The sequence below is a fragment of the Furfurilactobacillus sp. WILCCON 0119 genome, from assembly GCF_053471565.1.
Map to the genome: position 1 here is coordinate 142137 of NZ_JBPCCV010000001.1, position 18526 is coordinate 160662.

An 18526-nucleotide genomic window follows, 5' to 3' on the forward strand; every position below is an offset into this window, starting at 1 on the left:
GATCAAGTTCCGTATCGTGTAACGACATAGAAAAGAGGTGACACCATGAATTATGAACGAATCTTGGTGTGTGTTGCCGTAAACGGTGAAGGACGTTTTTCCTAGATTAAATTTTTAAGGAGAATCTGATGAAAAACGTCCGCGGAACAGTTCCGACGCTCACATTATTGGTGACGTTAGTGGGCTTTCCACAAATTAGTGAATCAATCTTTACGCCGATTTTACCGGCATTACAACAAACACTGCATGTGAGTGCAAATCGCGTGCAGTTGACCATGAGCGTGTACTTTATTTCGTTTGCGCTTGGGGTCCTTATCTGGGGGCAGCTTGCTGACCGGTGGGGTCGTCGCCCCGCACTGTTAGCCGGCATCGTGATCTATCTCATCGGCAATGTTGGCCTGCTACTTAGCCAGACATTGACGGGAATCATTATTAGTCGTCTGGTCCAAGCCTTTGGTGCCAGTACGGGATCAGTGGTGACCCAAACCATCATGCGTGAGAGCTTCCATGGCCGTGCGGGAGCCAAAATTTTTGCACAAACCAGTGCGGCGTTAGCCCTAGCCCCAGCGTTGGGCCCATTAATTGGGGGCGCGATCCAAACCTGGGCGGGTGAGCGAAACGTGTTCGTTGCGCTCGTGATTTTAGCCATTCTTGTGTTTGGCTATGCCGTACTAGCCTTACCAGAAACGAGGCCGCAGTCAATAACGGCTGAAACGGATGCTCAGCAAGATCTGTTACACCGTTTATGGCGTGATCCTGTTGTTTGGGCATACGGCATTTTAATTGGTGGAATCAACGGCATGCTGTTTAGCTACTATGCTGAGGCACCGTTTATTTTTGAAACCCACTTTCATTTTCGTGCGGTAACGTATGGGGCCCTTGGCCTGAGCCTCGCATTGGCCAGCCTGTTAGGCAGCTTATTGGTGAACTGGTTATTAACGTGGTGGCAACCACAGCAGTTGATTATTGGCGGTTTATCATTGAGCTGTTTGGCGTCAGCAGGGCTATGGCTTGCTGCCATCAATAATCAGCCAGGTTGGCTGGTGATTGGCTTTTTTCTGGCCTTTTTGGGGTTCAACGTGACGTTACCAAACGCGCTTAACCGTGCACTTGTTGGTTATGAAGCCGTGATGGGCCGCGCCAGTGGGTGGTTCAGTTTGGGATATTACTGTCTGGTTAGCGCGCTGACGTATGGAATGAGTGTTTTACACGGACACTCGATTCAAACGTTACCGAAATATTTTTTGGGAACCGCAATTGTGATGTTGACCGTATTTGGCCTAGTTGATCAGCGCCATAGACATAAAGCAACGTCCTAGCCATTAATGACGATTGAAAAATGCAGGTGGCCGATTCTTCGAAATGACGAAGCGTCGGCCATTTTTGTTTGGTGCAAACGTTTATCGGCATAGTGAAAACTAAATTTTGTGCAAATTGATGAAAACATGGTGTTTCAGGGCCGTTGCACCTTTAAATTGCTGATAATTTCGTATAAACTGGTGTATAAACGTTTATTGGGCACGAAATCTGGTGATTCTCGTGGCCCAATCTTGGAGGATGAAAAATGTTGATTGCAAGTATGAACCAGCAGGCATCACCGGATGTCCTGGTTGTGATTCTCGGACCGGACGTGAGTGAACAGGCCGTGACGGTTACAGGTAACATTGCCCGGATTTTCGATCCAGCAACAGATCAAACATTGGGCTACAATTTCTTAAACGTTAGCGCGATTGATGCCAGCATTTCTGGTAATGGTCAATTAGCATTGACTGACGCCCAGGTTGCCGCGTTGAATCAGGCGTTAACTGCGGCAAACATGCCAGCTGATTTGGAAAATGATCACGAACCACGCTTTGTGGTTGGCTATGTTGAAGCAACAACACCACACCCTGATTCAGACCACCTATTGGTGACAACAACGCGGATCGATAATGATCAAACGGTTCAAATTGTCAGTGGTTCACCGAACATGACGGATCACATCTATGTTGTCGTTGCCAAAGTCGGTGCAATGATGCCAAGTGGGCAAGTGATCTGGCCGGGCGAATTGCGTGGGGTGCCGTCAAATGGTATGATTACTAGTGGTCGCGAGCTTCGGTTAAAGAATGCACCTCAAAAGAAGGGGGCATTAATTTTGCCGGATGATTTTGCGGCGGTGGGAACCCCTTTTGATTTTGAAAAGGGTAATACACTATTTGCGTAATGCAAAATCTAGCCAAACTAATGATCATTAAGTAATGTATTGATGTGAGGAAGGCCAGGGCCTTCCTTTTTTATTCCTGAATAGGAATCGTCATTTATCGCTGAGTAAACAACAAAATTGATTTAGGTGATTCAATGAAACACTATGATGGTCCGACGTTTTTTCGGCAACATCCAGAAGAATTTGAACGAGCACGTGAACAACGGCAACACCGGTTACTGGCGACACCAGCACCAAGACCGTCATCGACAGCCGCAACACCAATGTCCGCAACCAGCGAGGCCGTTCGCTACGGAAGTAACGAAGTTGAGCTAGACCGGTCAATGGCAATGAAGTATGCGTCGCAGCAAGCCCGTGCGATTGCGCAAACCGTTCGGCCACGTCGTGCATGGCATACGCCCGCTAGTGAAGCAGCGGTGGTGGAATCAACTGTTTCAACGGCACCTGCGGCCGCTTCAGTGACGCCAGTTGCGCCAGAAGCAAGCGCGACGAGCGAGGCAGGCTATGTTTCGGCTGTTAACCGGCCATTCTCACAAGCGTCAACGGCGTTTTCTGAGCAAAACAACGGTGCAATGAGTGCGTGGGGGAGTGATGATTGGTCTCATGAAGTCACGTCTGCAACGGAAACGAGCGCGCCAAGCGCCGTCCAATCACTAGCAACGCCAACCAGTGAACCAACAAGCGCCACGGAAGCAACCGTCTTGAGTGATAAGATCAGTGAAGCGCCGGTCACGACCGAGGAAGCGGCCGTTGTTGTCGCGCCAACCACAACGGTCGTTCCCGTAACGAGCCAACCGGTCATGGTGGCATCAACGGCTGCCGAGTCCGCACAATCAAGTGAAGCCCCGGTTGAGCCAGCAAGCGTTACGCCCACAATCGTTGAAGAAGTTCCGTCAGTGGTTACCAAGCCAGCAAGTGCTGCACCGGTCGCACCATCGCGGCCACAGGGGGCGTTGGGCCATGGGTTGGCTGACATCTTCAATGAAGAGCAAAACGGTCAAAAGGACCTGGCACTGTTTAATAACGACCACGCAGATTCTGTTGATGAAGATGAGGTGGCCGAAGAAACCAGCGCACCAATCACCGAGTTACCGTCTGGTCGAAGCTATGCCAATGAGGATGATAAGTCGTTATTAACGTATCATTTTCCAAGCTTAGATCTGCTGAAGCCTCCGGTGATGCGTGATGAAGCAAAGTTGGATGCGTGGATTGAAAATCAGATCGACGTTTTAAACGAAACGTTATCCTCGTTTCATGTTTCAGGTGAGGTAGTTGACTATACTGTCGGCCCAACGGTAACCCAGTTTCAAGTAAGCTTGGGACCAGGCGTCCGGGTCAATAAAATTACCAATTTACAGGATGACTTGAAGCTTGCACTGGCTGCAAAAGACATACGGATCGAGGCACCAATTCCAGGGAAATCAACCGTTGGGATCGAAATCCCTGATTTGAAGTCGCGGCCAGTTATGTTGTCCGAAGTGCTCCGGTCACCTGCATTCCAGAATAGTACGTCACCATTGACGGTGGCACTTGGGGTCGACCTTTTTGGCCAACCACAAGTGACGGATCTTCGAAACATGCCACACGGACTGATCGCTGGGGCCACTGGTTCCGGGAAGTCTGTGTTCATTAACAGCTTATTGTTGTCCATTTTATATAAGGCGACCCCGCAAGAGGTCAAACTGATCTTAATTGATCCAAAGGCCGTTGAAATGGCACCGTATAATGGGATTCCTCACCTGCTGTCACCAGTTGTCTCCGAACCACAGGCGGCCGCAGCCGCATTGAAGTGGACGGTTACCGAAATGGAAGAACGGTACCAACGGTTAGCAGCTGCTGGCGCACGTAACATTGAGCAATACAACGACAAGGCCATGGCAAGCGACCATCCAGAGCAGAAGATGCCATACATCGTAATCATCATTGATGAATTGGCTGACCTGATGATGGTTGCGTCCTCAGAGGTTCAAGATTACATTGCACGGATTACGCAAAAGGCACGGGCTGCCGGGATCCACTTGCTTGTTGCCACTCAGCGGCCATCCGTCGATGTTGTCACGGGGACCATCAAAAATAACATTCCGACCCGGGTTGCGTTCATGGTTTCAAGTCAAATTGATTCCCGAACGATTCTGGATACGGCGGGTGCTGAACGACTTTTGGGTCGTGGAGACATGTTGTATCTAGGTAACGGAAAGAGTCAGCCAATTCGGTTGCAGGGGACTTATGTCGATGCTGAAATTGACGCAGTGACTGATTTTGTTCGGGAACAAATGGCGCCACACTATGCGTTTGAGCCCAAACAATTATTGGCAACTGAAATTGCGGCGGAAGACCAAGATGATTTATGGCCGGAAGTTTTGACGTACGTCGCTGACGAAAAAACGGTGTCAACATCGAAACTTCAGCGCGTCTTTTCGATTGGGTATAACCGGGCGGCCAACCTTGTTGATCAACTGGAATCTAACGGCTACGTTTCTGCTCAGCAGGGTTCAAAGCCACGGGAAGTGTACTTAACGCCCGAGCAGTTGAACCAGGAGACTGATGAAGATTAGGTTAAACAAGGACCATCAATTGCGCCAAGCGTGCAAAACCTGCTACATTATTAATTAGTAAACAGAGACAATGTGTCTCATGAAGGAGCTCATTAGTCATGGATAACACTGAAACAACGTATTATTTTGTTGGTATTAAAGGGTCAGGAATGGCCTCGTTGGCATTGATCTTGCATGATCGTGGTGACCACGTTGAGGGTTCTGACATTGATCAGTACACGTTTACTCAGCGACCACTGGAACAAGCGGGCATTAAGATCTATTCTTTTGACCCAGCTAACATCCACGAAGGCCTAACAATTATTGCCGGAAACGCCTTTCCAGATACACACCCTGAAATTGTTCGGGCTAAGGAACTGGGCTTAACGGTTGTTCGTTACCATGAGTTCCTCGGGCAACTAATGGGCGGTTATACAAGTATTGGTGTGGCTGGTGCTCACGGGAAGACAAGCACAACTGGCCTATTAGCGCACGTGTTGAGCGGGATTGCACCAACGAGTTACTTAATTGGTGATGGAACCGGGAAGGGGACACCGAACTCACGCTTCTTTGTTTTTGAAGCGGATGAATACCGGCGCCACTTTTTGGCCTACCACCCAGACTATGCGATCATGACAAACGTCGACTTTGACCACCCGGATTATTACAAGGGAATCGATGATGTTTTCGACGCCTTTCAAACGTATGCGAGCCAAGTTGGAAAAGCCATTTTTGCTTGGGGTGACGATCCAGAACTTCGTAAATTGAAGGCGGACGTTCCCGTTTACTACTACGGGGTCAATGAACGTGATGATGTACAAGCACGGAACATCAAGCGGACGACAAAGGGCTCAAACTTTGATGTGTACATCCATGACGAATTTGTGGGAAACTTCGAGATTCAATTGTTTGGTGAACATAACGTGCTGAACAGTCTGGCTGTGATTGCCGTGGCACACTTTGAAAAAGTGGACATGGATGATTTACGCAAGGAACTGTTGTCGTTTAAGGGTGTTAAACGACGCTTCTCAGAACGACAAGTTGCGGATATGACCATCATTGATGACTATGCGCACCACCCATCAGAAATCAAGGCGACCATTGATGCTGCTCGGCAAAAATATCCTGACAAGCAATTAATTGCGGTATTCCAACCACATACGTTCAGTCGGACGATTGCGTTGATGGATGATTTCGCTAAGAGCTTAAACCTTGCTGATAAAGTGTACCTCACAAACATCTTTGGATCAGCGCGCGAACAAAACGGGACTGTTTCCAGTGCCGACCTTGGGGCAAAGATCACCAAGGGTGGCGAGGTGTTAACACGGGCGAACATGTCGCCGCTACTCGATTATCACAATGCCGTTGTGATCTTTATGGGTGCCGGTGATGTTCAAAAGTACGAACGTGAATACGAAACGTTATTGAGTAACACAAGTTTGAATAACGGTTAGAGTCGTCATTAAAAAGCACGCCAGATTTTCTGGCGTGCTTTTTTGTCGTTTATGTTTATGAGTGGGCTGCTGGCAATGTGGTGTTTTTACGACTAAACCATAGTAAAAGCAGTCCGGTTAGTTCAAAGAGGAAAATGATGATAATCATTGGCAGGGCACTGTTAGAACCGAAAAGGCCGACTAACGGTGAGGCGATTCCGCCAACAATTTGTGAAAGTGTGCCAAGGACTGCTGACGCCGTCCCAATGTTGGTTGTGGTGCTTTCCATGGCGATGGCAGTCGTAATGGCACTGTTGAACCCGATCGACACAACGACAAGCCATAAAGCAGCGGTAAACAGCCAGAACTGGTTAATCGTCAGTGCATTGATGACTAAAATAACGCAACTAATGATGGGCACTAAAAAGCCAACTTGGGCAATTTGGTGTTCAGACAAGCGACCACTGGCGCGCCCCATGAGCTGGCTACCAAGGGCAATGCCGACACCGTTAAATGCGTAAATTAGACTGAATGCCCCCGTGCTCAATCCGTACTCCTTTTGGAAAATAAAGGATGAATCCGCAATGTATGTAAACAGCGCACCATAGACCAGGGCAAGCAGCGTTGCGTTTAACATGAACCGTGAATTATGGAAAATTGGTTTGAAGTTAAGCGGTTCTGGTGTTGCTGTGTCTGCTGGCGCTGTTTCCGGGAGACCGAAAAATGTTGCGGCAACGAGGATGAGGCCGATTAGCGCGAGGGTAATAAAAATGGCTGGCCACGGAAAGAGGCTGACAAGCCCGGCCCCAACAATCGGGGCGATGACGGGGAAGACCCCGTTGATCGTCATCAATGTTGCATAAAAGCGGGTCAACCGCGGGCCTTCAAATAAATCACGGGCAACAGCACGGGATAGGACTTGCCCCGCAGAACCAGCCAAGCCCTGTAGCACACGAAGAATTAAAAAGAGCGTAATGTTGTGAACGAAAATAAGGGCCGTTGACGTTACGGTAAATAAAATAAGGCCGGTTAGTAGCGGTGTCCGTCGACCAACACGATCACTCCACGGACCGATGGCAAGTTGGCCAACAGCCATTCCGATCAGGCAGGCACTGATACTCGCCTGAACGGCGGCAGAACTCGTGTGCAAACTCGCTTGTAGTTGCGGAAGGGCCGGCAGGTACATATCAAGTGATAGTGGCCCAAACGCCGACAGGGTTCCTAACAGGAGGGTTAAAAAGGTTGTGGGTTTAACGGATGGTGTGTTTGTTTGACTCATGCAGGTGATCCTCTCTTGAAAATAACGAATGACGTTACTAACCATTCTAAGTGAGTGGTGAGGAAAAAACTAGCGGAAACGGTGAAACGTTGAACCCAATAAAACTTTCTAAAGTTGTGCATGGTTAGCGGTAAACACTTGCTTGTTTAGCTAGATTTGTTAAAATACATGTGAAAGTAATTAGTCAACATTCGTCAGACTTTTACGAATGCACACTAGAAATGGGGAATTGACGTGAATAATAATGAATATCAACAACCGCGCCGTGAAGTGAATGTTTCTGCTTCCGGGTTAAGCGCCTTTATGACAAAGGTGTTTGGTTACATGGGTGGTGCCGTGTTGGTGTCCGCCATCGTGGCGCTCTTAGCCGGGAAGGTGTTTGCCACTCAGTACTTTAACTTTTTGTCAGCCAACCACTGGTTCACATGGGTCTTGGTCATCGCAGAATTTGGGATTGTCATTAGCTCATCGTTTAGCGCTCAACAGAATGAGTCGACTGGGGTTGCCCGGCTAATGGGGTTTGCCTTGGTTAATGGCTTGATGTTGTCGACGATTTTCTTGATCTATGCAAATGCAACCATCATGGCAGCTTTTGTGGCCTCCGCGGTAATCTTTGGGGGAATGGCGGTGTATGGATCAACAACGCACCGTGATTTAACAAAGATCGGAACACAGATGGTTTTTGCTTTGATCGGTGTAATCGTCGTCAGTCTGATCAACTTGTGGCTGCGGTCATCATTGATCAGCTACGTTTTTAGTTTCGTTATTGTTGGGATCTTCGTCGTGTTGACGGCGTGGGACACCCAAAAGATGAAGCGAATCTATGAACAGTACGGTAACCAAGTTGATCTTGGCGGATTAGCTGCTCAAGGTGCTTTGCAACTGTACTTGGACTTCATCAACATCTTCCTGTACGTGCTTCAAATCTTTGGTTACGGCAGCAACCGTGACTAATGCATAAGCCAATAAAAAAGAGTGAACAACCGTGAGCGACGGTTGTTCACTCTTTTTTAATGGCTTAGATTACTTTAGTAACTGAATAATATCAACAACTGATTAAATAATTCACAAGCTTTATTATAATCATATCATAAAATAAATGTTGTCTCTTTTGAGAAACTTTAGTAAAATGAAAACATTGTGCACAGTCAATTTTATGTTTTGCTCACGTGATCGTAACGCATAATGAGTTGATGCAAGTTGTTATGTGATGTTAATCACATTTATAGATCAAGTTGAGCAACGGCATGTCAGTGATTGTGTTTGATAACTTATCATATTTTATGGGGGATTCAAGAATGAAACATAAACGATTATTGGTATTACCAGCGTTAATCCTGGCGACACTGCTCACAGCTTGTTCGTCAGGCTCAAAAGCTGGTCAGGCGTCTCAATCAAACGGGGACGCAGTTACGGTTCAATCGGGGACCTATGTAAAACCAGATCAGGAAGCAGCGCCAACCAAAGGCCATGGTTACTTAGCCTTAAAAGTTGAGATTAAGAACAACGGTCAAAAGCAAACGTTGATGGATACCGACATGGTGTTACGTGATTCAAAAAATAATAAAGTTAAGACCACGATGGTTTTGGGTGACGGCAATGAATTTTCGACGATTTCTGATGAAAAAATTGCTCACGGTGACTCAACCACCGGTTACATTGTTTTCAACATTGATAAAAGTCAGAAATACACGCTTGAAGTAACGCCACAAACGGAGAGTGATAAGGACGAACCATCCACGAAGGTGGCAATTGATCCAAAGAAGTATTCTGATAAAACGGATCAGCCACGCCAAGCATTAGACGCATACATTTCAGAAGTCTTCTTAAATAAAAAGAATTTAAACTATGACAAATTAGTGGCCAACAACGCGACGACTGACAAGCAACAGTATCAAAGCGCAACCCGGAAATTCCTAGAAGAATCATTTGATGATTCAACAACAGATGAAGCTGCTAACAAGATGATCAGTGAAATTCAGGACGTTAACAGTAAGAAATCACGGGTAAAATATGCAGTCAAGTCGGTCACACCGACAAGTGCTGAAATCACGGTCACACCGATTGTTCTTAAGCTAACCTCATTGTCAGATGTTGTTAACGACGTTGAAGACTCAGCACAGGATGCTGCTGACGAAGATGATGATCCAGATGATGTTGATTTAGGTGCAAAGAACGCCGTTTATGAAAAGTTCCCAGAATTATTGGCAAAACTGCCAATCCGCCAGACCGATGATGTTGATATTAAGATGACGAAGGTTGACGGAAAGTGGAAGTTTGATACATCCGATGATGAATTTAAGTTACTGATGGGTGATTACACCGGCGAAGCTTATTAATGAGCACCGACGAGGAGAAAGAGGATGGAAATTTTATTAGGCGGTCTTGGGATTCTAATTATCCTGATTATCGTTATCTTGTTAATTAGCTACCGAAAGGCTGGCCCCAATGAAGTGCTGGTGATTACCGGTGGTGCACTCCGCGGACCGTTTGTTCAGGTTAATGAGATTACCCACTCACGGGTTAAAATCGTGAAAGGTGGCGGAGTCTTCGTCATTCCCATTATTCAACAAGCACAAGTGCAAACGTTGGACACGTTTAACATTGATGTCACGGTCGATAACATCATGACGAGTAGCATGGTTCCCGTTAATGCGAGTGCCAATGCGGTGTTGCGGGTTAGCTCAGACCCAAAACTGATTGCAGTCGCTGCGGAAAAGACACTGGGATTAGACGCGCAGGAACGCGATGCCCAAATGACCGAAATTGTTAAGGGTGGCCTGCGTGAGGTCCTCAGTGCATTAACGCCGAAAGAGGCCAATAACCGTTCGGACTTCCAAAACAAGGTTCGTGATTCGATTGTTTCAACGTTTGAAACGCTCGGACTAGAAATTACGAATTTGCAGATCACCAGTATTAATGATAATAACGGCTATTATGAAAATTTGGCCGCTCAAGAAATTGCGGATAAGCAGGCCGGAGCTGAAAAGGCAAAGGCTGAGGCGGACCGGGTAGCTCGTTTAGCCCGCGCCGAAAACGATCAGGAGGCTAAAAAGGCCGAGCTACAAGCAGATCAGGCGATTGCCGAAAATCAGCGAAATACTGATATCGCAAAGGCGCAGTATAACGCACAGGTTCAGGCTGAAAAGGCGAAGGCAGACCAAGCGTATGCATTAAACCAAGCTCAGGCAGAGCAAGCGGTTAAGGAAGCACAAATTATTGTGCGGCAAAAGGAACTAGAGGGAACTCAGGTTGCTGAGCAGGAAGCCAAGGCGAAGGTGATTCGAAGTCAGGCAACGGCGGATGCGTTCGCTACGGAAACGCAGGCAGAAGCCAATGCTAAACAGATCCGCATTGAAGGAACTGCACGTGCTGAGGCACAAACACGGTTAGCGGCGGCCTTTGCGGATCATGGCCAAGAGTTATTGGCACAAGCAGTCATTGAGCACTTGCCAACGATGGCTGGTCAATTTGCCACTGCCATCGGGAACATTGATCAGTTGACAGTGTTTGATGGTGCGGACGGCGTGACCAACCAGGCGAATGCCGGGTTGGCGGAAACACTGACATTTATCAAACAGGCAACTGGTGTCGATATTACAGATGTGATCAACCAGCGCGCCAAAGGCATGACAACGGTCACCGGCAAACTGCCAGTGGAACTGCAACAAGCGGCAGACAAGCTTGTTGAACCGCTGAAGGGTAACGAGCAACACAAGTAAAAATTCAATGATGTTCAAAGAGAGGACTGGTTATTAGAACCGGTCCTCTTTTTATATGGGACTAAATGTGGCTGAAAATGGTGTCTGATGGCGTTTTTTGGTAAAATAGAATCATTAAAATAACGGAAAGAGACGGCCTTATGAGTGAACAATTAGAATTATCAACCACGAAGAAATTACTATTGATTGATGGAAACAGTGTGGCCTTTCGGGCGTTCTTTGCGCTCCACCAACAGCTGGATCGGTTCACCAATCATGATGGCCTGCATACAAATGCACTCTATGCGTTTAAAACGATGCTTGATAAGGTCATCAAAGCGGTCAATCCAGATAAGGCATTGGTTGCGTTTGATGCCGGAAAGACGACTTTTCGGACCGGTAAATTTGCCGATTACAAGGGCGGTCGCTCAAAAACACCGGAAGAATTATCGGAACAATTTCCTTATCTACGCGATCTATTAACGGGTTACGGGATTAAAAGTTACGATTTGAAAGATTGGGAAGCCGACGACATTATCGGGACCATGGCTCGTGAAGGTGAACAGGCCGGTTACCAAGTGATCATTGTAACCGGGGACCGTGATTTGACCCAGCTGGCGACAGCCCAAACAACGGTGGCCATTACCCAAAAAGGTGTAAGTGAAATTGAATACTATACACCCGCTCATGTTCAGGAAAAGTATGGTTTGGAACCACAGCAAATCATCGATATGAAGGGGCTAACGGGTGACACGTCAGATAATTATCCTGGGGTGACCAAGGTCGGCGAAAAGACGGCCCTAAAGTTGCTTAGTCAGTACGACAGTATTGAGGGCATCTATGAGCACATGGATGAGATTAAGCAAAGTAAAATGAAGGAACACTTGATTGAGGATCACGATCAAGCGTTACTTAGTAAGGATTTAGCGACCATTCGGACAGATGCGCCGATTGCCATTCATCTGGATGAAATTGATTATGTTGGTCCAGATATCGAAAAATTAATTGCGTTTTATCAGAAAATGGATTTCAAAAACTTCCTCAACCAACTTCAAAATGCGGGGCTTGATCTCGATTTGGATGAAGGGTCTACACTGCAACCCGTTAAATGGACTGAGTTAACCAGTGCCAACCTCGAGCTAGTCGATCAGTTTACGGATGAAGTCAGCTTTTTCCTTGAAATGCCAGATGAGAATTATCATTTGAGTTCGTTTGCAGGGTTCGGATTAACTGACGGGAACCAAACACTTGTTAGTCGTGAAGTGGACCTTTTGCAAACGCCTGAACTCAAAACGTTGATGAGTCAAGTGGCCCTTAAAAAGAATGTGTTTAATGCAAAGGCCCAGTATGTCGGCCTGGCTCGTCTTGGCGTTGACCTACAGGGTGTTGATTTTGACTTGTTGCTCGTGTCTTACTTGTTAGATACAAATGATAATTCAAATGACTTGGGCAGCTTAGCACAGCAACACGGGTACACCCAGGTTGAAACAGACGAAGCTGTGTACGGTAAAGGGGCAAAACGGGCCTTGCCAGATGATGATCAGGTCTTTTATGACCATCTCGCCCGCAAGACACTTGCCATTCAAAACTTACATGATCAGTTGTTCCATGAACTGGATGACAATGAACAACGTGATTTGTACACGAACATTGAATTGCCGCTGACGTTTGTGTTGGCTGACATGGAACTGGCCGGTGTCTATGTTGATACGGATCAGTTGATTAACATGCGTGAGAAGTTCAAGGAACAACTGGCGACACTCCAACAAAGCATCTACAATGCGGCCGGTGAAGAATTCAACATTAATTCCACCAAGCAGTTAGGTGAGATCCTGTTTGAAAAGATGAAGTTACCGGTCATCAAGAAAACCAAAACGGGTTACTCAACGTCAGTGGATGTGTTAGAACAACTAGCCCCACAAGCACCAATTGTGGAAGATATTTTGGCATACCGTGGCTTGGCTAAATTGCAGTCCACGTACATTGAAGGACTGCTAAAAGTGGTCCACAGCCGTGATCACAAGGTGCACACCCGTTATTTACAAACACTAACGCAAACAGGGCGGCTCTCCTCAGTTGATCCTAATTTACAAAACATTCCAATTCAAACGCAACAGGGCCGGGAAATCAGAAAGGCGTTTGTACCGAGTCACGAAGGCTGGGAGATCTTTTCTTCAGATTATTCGCAAATTGAATTGCGGGTGTTGGCACACATTACCGGTGACGCCAACTTACAGGAAGCGTTCCGCGAGGATGAAGATATTCATGCAGCGACGGCTCGCCGAATCTTTGGTCTTGCGAACAATGATGAGGTCACGCCACTGATGCGGCGTCAGGCTAAGGCCACCAACTTCGGAATTGTGTACGGGATCAGTGACTTTGGTTTGGCCCAAAACCTTGGTTTATCCCGAAATGAGGCCAAGCAATTTATTGACACGTACTTCCGGGAATATCCTGATGTTAAACGTTACACTGAGGAAATTGTGGAACGGGCGAAGGATCAAGGCTATGTTGAGACGATTACGCACCGGCGGCGGTACCTTCCTGAAATCAATTCAAGCAACTTTAACCGGCGATCGTTTGCGGCAAGAACGGCAATGAACACGCCAATTCAAGGTTCTGCGGCTGACATCATTAAGATTGCAATGATTAACATGCAACAAGCGTTAGCGGACGCAGGGTTGCAGGCAACGATGCTCCTTCAGATCCATGATGAATTGGTGTTTGAAGCGCCGCTTGAAGAAATTCCGACACTGGAAAAGTTGGTCCCAAGTGTGATGGACTCGGCCGTGAAACTGGCCATTCCGTTGAAGGTTGAAAGTGCACACGGACAGTCATGGTACGAAGCAAAATAGTGACAAACTAAAGGGTGGAGGCAGAAACAATGCCAGAATTACCAGAGGTTGAAACGGTCCGGCGGGGCCTAACAAAAATGGTGGTTGGTAAGACCATCACAAAAATTGATGTTTTTTACGATAAGATGATTTTAAACGGGGTTTCTGACTTCAAAAAGCGGCTGACAGGTCAACAGATTCTCCGGGTTGACCGGCGGGGCAAGTACCTTCTGTTTCGCTTTACTGATGACCTAACGATGGTGTCCCACTTGCGGATGGAAGGGAAATATTTTGGGGCACCCGCGGGGACACCAGTGGATAAACATACGCACGTTATTTTCCATTTGGATGATGGGCAGGAATTATGCTACAACGACACCCGTAAGTTTGGGCGCATGATCGTGATTCATACCGGTGACGAAGACACTGTGGGGGGCTTGAAATCATTGGGGCCAGAACCCACACCAGAAACGTTGACCGTTGATTATTTAGTGGCGAAGGCCGCTAAAAGTCGTAAAGCCGTCAAAACGTGGCTTTTGGATCAGCAAAATGTTGCCGGGCTTGGCAACATTTATTGCGATGAAGTGTTATGGCTGAGCAAAATTCATCCCGAACAACCCACGAATTCATTAACGCGTTCACAATGGGCAAGCCTGCGTGAAAACATCTTTGCCGAATTACAATTAGCAATCGATCATCATGGGACCACCGTTTTCACGTACAGTGCATTTGGTCATGCTGGTGAATTTCAAAACGAGCTGCATGCTTACGGCCATGTGGGGGAACCCTGTGAACGGTGCGGCACCGAAATGGTCAAGATTAAAGTTGGCGAGCGGGGGACAACATTTTGTCCCAAGGAGCAAGTGCTGACGGTTAATGGGGCGCCTGTAAAGAAGGCCGGCCAATGACAATTATCATTGGTTTAACGGGTGGAATCGCGAGTGGCAAATCCACCGTTTCGAAGATGCTCGCGGCGCAGCACTTGCCAATTGTTGACGCAGACCAGGTGGCTCATGAGGTGGTTGCGCCCAACACGCCGACCTTAGCACAGTTAGTGAAAACGTTTGGCAAGGAAATTTTGACAACCACTGGGACTTTGAATCGCCGGCGGTTGGGCCAACTGGTCTTCGCGGATCCAGAAAAAATGACACAGTTAAATGCCATCATTCAACCCGTCATTCGGACTGCGATAAAGGGGCAGTTGGCGCGGCTAACAGCGGATAAGGCACCAATTATTGTCCTTGATGCACCGCTACTACTTGAGCAACATTATGAGGCAGAGGTTGATTTGGTCGTGGTGGTTAGCGTACCGCGGTCCATCCAATTACAGCGGTTGATGGCCCGTGATCAGTTAACGACCAGTGAGGCGACACGACGAATCATGAGTCAGCAACCATTGGCTGAGAAGGTTCAACAAGCTGACTTTGTGATCGATAATTCGGGGAGTGTTGAAGCAACCCGTTTACAAGTGGTAAAATTGCTGGACAAAGTCCGCCAACCCGGGGATTAAGCGAGAAACATAAAGGAGCCCATAATTATGCAGTGTCCACATTGTCATCATAACGACACACGGGTTGTTGATAGTCGACCAACGGCTGAAGGACAAGCAATCCGGCGGCGCCGTGAATGTGAAAAGTGTGGTTTTCGCTTCACCACGTTTGAACGTGTTGAGGCAACACCATTATTAGTGATTAAAAAAGATGGAACCCGTGAGGAATTTAGTCGGGACAAGATTTTGCGTGGCGTCATTCGCTCAGCCGAAAAGCGGCCGGTGACCATGCAACAAATGAACGAAGTGGTTGAACGTGTGGACGGGAAGGTTCGCGCGTTAGGTGAAAATGAAGTCTCCAGTCAGTTGATCGGTGAATATGTTATGGATGACCTGGTCAATGTGGACGAAATTGCCTACATTCGGTTCGCCAGTGTTTACCGTCAGTTTAAAGACATGACGGTCTTTCTAAACGAAATGAAAGAAATGGTTGACCGGGATAAACGGTTAAAGAAAAAATCGTAATGTAAAAGAGGAGGGCACGATGACGAATTCAGCATCAGTGACAACGCCGCGATCAGGGCTGATCGTGACCGTGCCACAGCACCAGGCGTTTGACCAAGAAAGCTGGCAGTGGTTGTATTTGCCGGTCCTCGGGGCGGACGCCTTTGCCGTCTATGACGGACTAAAGACATTCACGACTGATCGGCCGCAATTATCGACCCGGCGGTTGCACAGTGAGCTACTTGGATGGCTCAACATGGACCTCCCAACGTTTGTTGCGGCGCGACGGCGGTTAGAGGCGTTAGGCCTGTTAGAAACGTTATACCAAACGGATTCTGTCGGGGATGTTTATGTGTATCAACTTCAGTTGCCACTTTCTGCCCAGGCTTTTTTTGCGGACGATTTGTTAAGCATTTTATTATTACAATTGGTTGGACAGCCGCGGTACGACACCGTTCTTGATCACTTCGATCAACCAATGTTTGACGTTAGCCACCTGACCAACGTTTCGGCGGATTTTTTGGAAGTTTATCACATTAATGAACAGCAACTCGCTAATCGGCCTGCGCAATTAACGGCACCGATGGCGGCTGCGACGCTGAAGCAAACCGGGACGCCAGCGATTGATTTTTCATTATTAGCAAACTATCTAAAACCAGAATATGTCGATGTTGACTCTGTTCTCGCTGAGCGCGAGCTACTGACGGCTGAGGCCCAACTGTATGGTTTTACTGAGCGAGAATTGGCGAACCACATCGTTAAGGCAACGAGTGTCACGACAAACCGCTTTGATCCAGAACGATTTAAGCGGTTGGTGGCCGGCAGTTTTCAAATGGAACAGCAGTCCAGTAGTTCGTCACAGGCTGATCAGGCGAGTGTTGCGGCAGCACCAGTTACTGCTAGTGCAAGTGCGCCAGCGACTGTGGACGCCCAGACTGCTGGTTTGTTAGCGGCCGCCAAGGCTTATGCACCAGCAGATTTTCTAGCAGCGTTGAAACAAGAAAAAAATCAGTACGTGACGGATAATGAGCAGCGTGTCCTTTCTAAACTAATGGAGCGCCATTTGTTTGCACCAAGTGTTGTGAACATGCTGATTTATTATCTGATCAATGATCAGGATCAAAACGTGCTGTACCAAAACAGTGTGGATCGCATTGGTAATGACTGGTCGAAGGCAAAGGTACAAACACCCGAACAAGCGGTAACGCACATGCGTGAGTTTGCAACGGCACAAGAACAGCGTCGGATTCAGCGGCAAACAGGCCGTGGTGGGCAGACCGTTTCACGGGAGCAACTTCCGGATTGGAACGAACAGGCTTCATCATCAGCGGCCACCCAGCCAGCCTCGCAAACCAGTGATGACATTGCCCGGTTACGTAGTCAAATTCAGCAGGCAAAACAAGAACAGGAGGATCAATAATTATGCAAGATCTTGGTAAATCAATGCGCGAATTACTTGATCGTCAAAACCTCAATTCGGATTATCAGCAGCTGATTGCAAAGGCTGTGAATGATCCTGATGTGCAGGCGTTTATTACTGAACATCAGTCAGAATTAGCGGAAGATGTTCTGGAAAAAAACGGGTCGAAGCTGTATGAATATGTGAGCCAACGGGATAAACTTGCTGCAGGCCAGCAGGTGTTTGCCCCGGGATATGAACCCAAGTTGGTCATTAGTGACCATTACATTGAAGTGACGTATGAACCAACGGAAGCAACGCTATTGAACCAGAAGCGGGCCCTCCTTAAAAAGCGGGTCCATGCCGTTTCGATGCCAAAGATGATTGAACGGGCTTCCTTTAACGACTACGATGTGGCCGGAGAAGAAGCACAGCGGAGCGTTGCTTTGCGTGAGGCCATGCAGTTTGTGGCGGACTATGCGCGTCATCCACATGAGTTTTATCAAGGCCTTTATTTATACGGGAACTTTGGGGTCGGAAAAACTTACTTGTTAGGTGCGATTGCTAATGAACTGGCAACGTTAGGGTATCAGAGCACACTGGTCCATTTTCCGAGCTTTGCTGTCGAAATGAAGAACTCCATTGGTGAAAACTCAGTGGCCAAAAAGGTTGAGGCCATTAAACTGGCGCCAATTCTCATGATTGATGATATCGGTGCGGACTCCATGAGCTCTTGGGTCCGTGATGAGGTGTTGGGGGTCATTTTGGAATACCGGATGCAGGAAGAATTACCGACATTCTTCACATCGAATTTCTCCATGCAGTTGTTGGCGGACCAACATTTATCTGTCAACCAACGGGGAGAACGTGAGGACGTGAAGGCGGCACGGTTAATGCAACGAATCCATTTTCTGAGTCGTGAAGTGGTGGTGACCGGACCAAATCGACGGCCACAATAAAAATTTAATTAGAATACCGCCATTTCTGGATGAAATGGCGGTATTTTTGGTTCCAATTGAGGTAAAAATTCACGTTTTACTGATAAAAACACCAAATCTGACAAGAAACGTTCTGCTTTTGATGGGTTTTAACATAATTTACGTGAATTAGTTCGTGATTTTTGAATTTGTGTTCGTGTTTTACATTTTTC

Annotated in this window: 14 protein-coding genes; 13 read left to right on the top strand and 1 reads right to left on the bottom strand. The window is 47.3% G+C overall.

The features are described from left to right. Window positions 1-128: 128 nt before the first annotated feature. From ACRYI5_RS00790 to murC, 4 genes are all read left to right on the top strand, one after another. Window positions 129-1319, top strand: a complete 1191-nt coding sequence (locus ACRYI5_RS00790; protein ID WP_448223909.1) for a multidrug effflux MFS transporter — start codon at window positions 129-131, stop codon at window positions 1317-1319. 245 nt (window positions 1320-1564) lie between these two features. Continuing rightward, entirely contained in the window at window positions 1565-2203 is a 639-nt protein-coding gene (ytpR, locus tag ACRYI5_RS00795) for a YtpR family tRNA-binding protein (RefSeq protein WP_448223910.1), read from the top strand. Between the two features lie 134 nt (window positions 2204-2337). After that, window positions 2338-4758 (top strand): DNA translocase FtsK, encoded by a 2421-nt coding sequence (locus ACRYI5_RS00800; RefSeq protein WP_448223911.1) that lies wholly within the window; start codon window positions 2338-2340, stop codon window positions 4756-4758. Window positions 4759-4856: 98 nt separating this feature from the next. Then, a complete protein-coding gene (gene murC, locus ACRYI5_RS00805) occupies window positions 4857-6191 on the top strand; it encodes a UDP-N-acetylmuramate--L-alanine ligase (protein ID WP_448223912.1) in 1335 nt (444 codons plus the stop codon). A gap of 55 nt (window positions 6192-6246) precedes the next feature. Here the strand turns inward: murC and ACRYI5_RS00810 are convergent, their stop codons facing one another. Next, on the bottom strand, window positions 6247-7449 hold the full coding sequence (locus ACRYI5_RS00810; protein WP_407880112.1) for a multidrug effflux MFS transporter: 1203 nt from the start codon (window positions 7447-7449) through the stop codon (window positions 6247-6249). A gap of 234 nt (window positions 7450-7683) precedes the next feature. On the opposite strand from ACRYI5_RS00810, the gene ACRYI5_RS00815 reads away from it, so the two are divergent. The 9 genes from ACRYI5_RS00815 to dnaI all read left to right on the top strand — a co-directional run bounded on the left by ACRYI5_RS00815 (window position 7684) and on the right by dnaI (window position 18335). Further along, on the top strand, window positions 7684-8403 hold the full coding sequence (locus tag ACRYI5_RS00815) for a Bax inhibitor-1/YccA family protein (RefSeq protein ID WP_448223913.1): 720 nt from the start codon (window positions 7684-7686) through the stop codon (window positions 8401-8403). 344 nt (window positions 8404-8747) lie between these two features. Further along, window positions 8748-9788, top strand: a complete 1041-nt coding sequence (locus tag ACRYI5_RS00820; RefSeq protein WP_448223914.1) for a DUF5105 domain-containing protein — start codon at window positions 8748-8750, stop codon at window positions 9786-9788. A 24-nt stretch (window positions 9789-9812) separates the two neighbouring features. After that, window positions 9813-11171, top strand: a complete 1359-nt coding sequence (locus ACRYI5_RS00825; protein WP_448223915.1) for a flotillin family protein — start codon at window positions 9813-9815, stop codon at window positions 11169-11171. 140 nt (window positions 11172-11311) lie between these two features. After that, window positions 11312-14005: a DNA polymerase I gene (gene polA / locus ACRYI5_RS00830; RefSeq protein ID WP_448223916.1), complete on the top strand. Its 2694-nt coding sequence runs from the start codon at window positions 11312-11314 to the stop codon at window positions 14003-14005. Window positions 14006-14034: 29 nt separating this feature from the next. Further along, entirely contained in the window at window positions 14035-14892 is an 858-nt protein-coding gene (mutM, locus tag ACRYI5_RS00835) for a DNA-formamidopyrimidine glycosylase (RefSeq protein ID WP_407878171.1), read from the top strand. After that, the gene (coaE, locus tag ACRYI5_RS00840; protein ID WP_448223917.1) at window positions 14889-15494 is read left to right on the top strand and encodes a dephospho-CoA kinase; all 606 of its coding nucleotides are present in this window, start codon (window positions 14889-14891) and stop codon (window positions 15492-15494) included. Before mutM ends, coaE begins: the two co-directional genes overlap by 4 nt. A 27-nt stretch (window positions 15495-15521) precedes the next feature. After that, window positions 15522-15998, top strand: coding sequence for a transcriptional regulator NrdR (gene nrdR, locus ACRYI5_RS00845; RefSeq protein WP_407878173.1), 477 nt, complete (start codon window positions 15522-15524; stop codon window positions 15996-15998). Window positions 15999-16017: 19 nt separating this feature from the next. Further along, on the top strand, window positions 16018-17397 hold the full coding sequence (locus ACRYI5_RS00850) for a DnaD domain protein (RefSeq protein WP_448223918.1): 1380 nt from the start codon (window positions 16018-16020) through the stop codon (window positions 17395-17397). A gap of 2 nt (window positions 17398-17399) precedes the next feature. After that, the gene (gene dnaI, locus ACRYI5_RS00855) at window positions 17400-18335 is read left to right on the top strand and encodes a primosomal protein DnaI (protein WP_448223919.1); all 936 of its coding nucleotides are present in this window, start codon (window positions 17400-17402) and stop codon (window positions 18333-18335) included. Window positions 18336-18526: the final 191 nt, after the last annotated feature.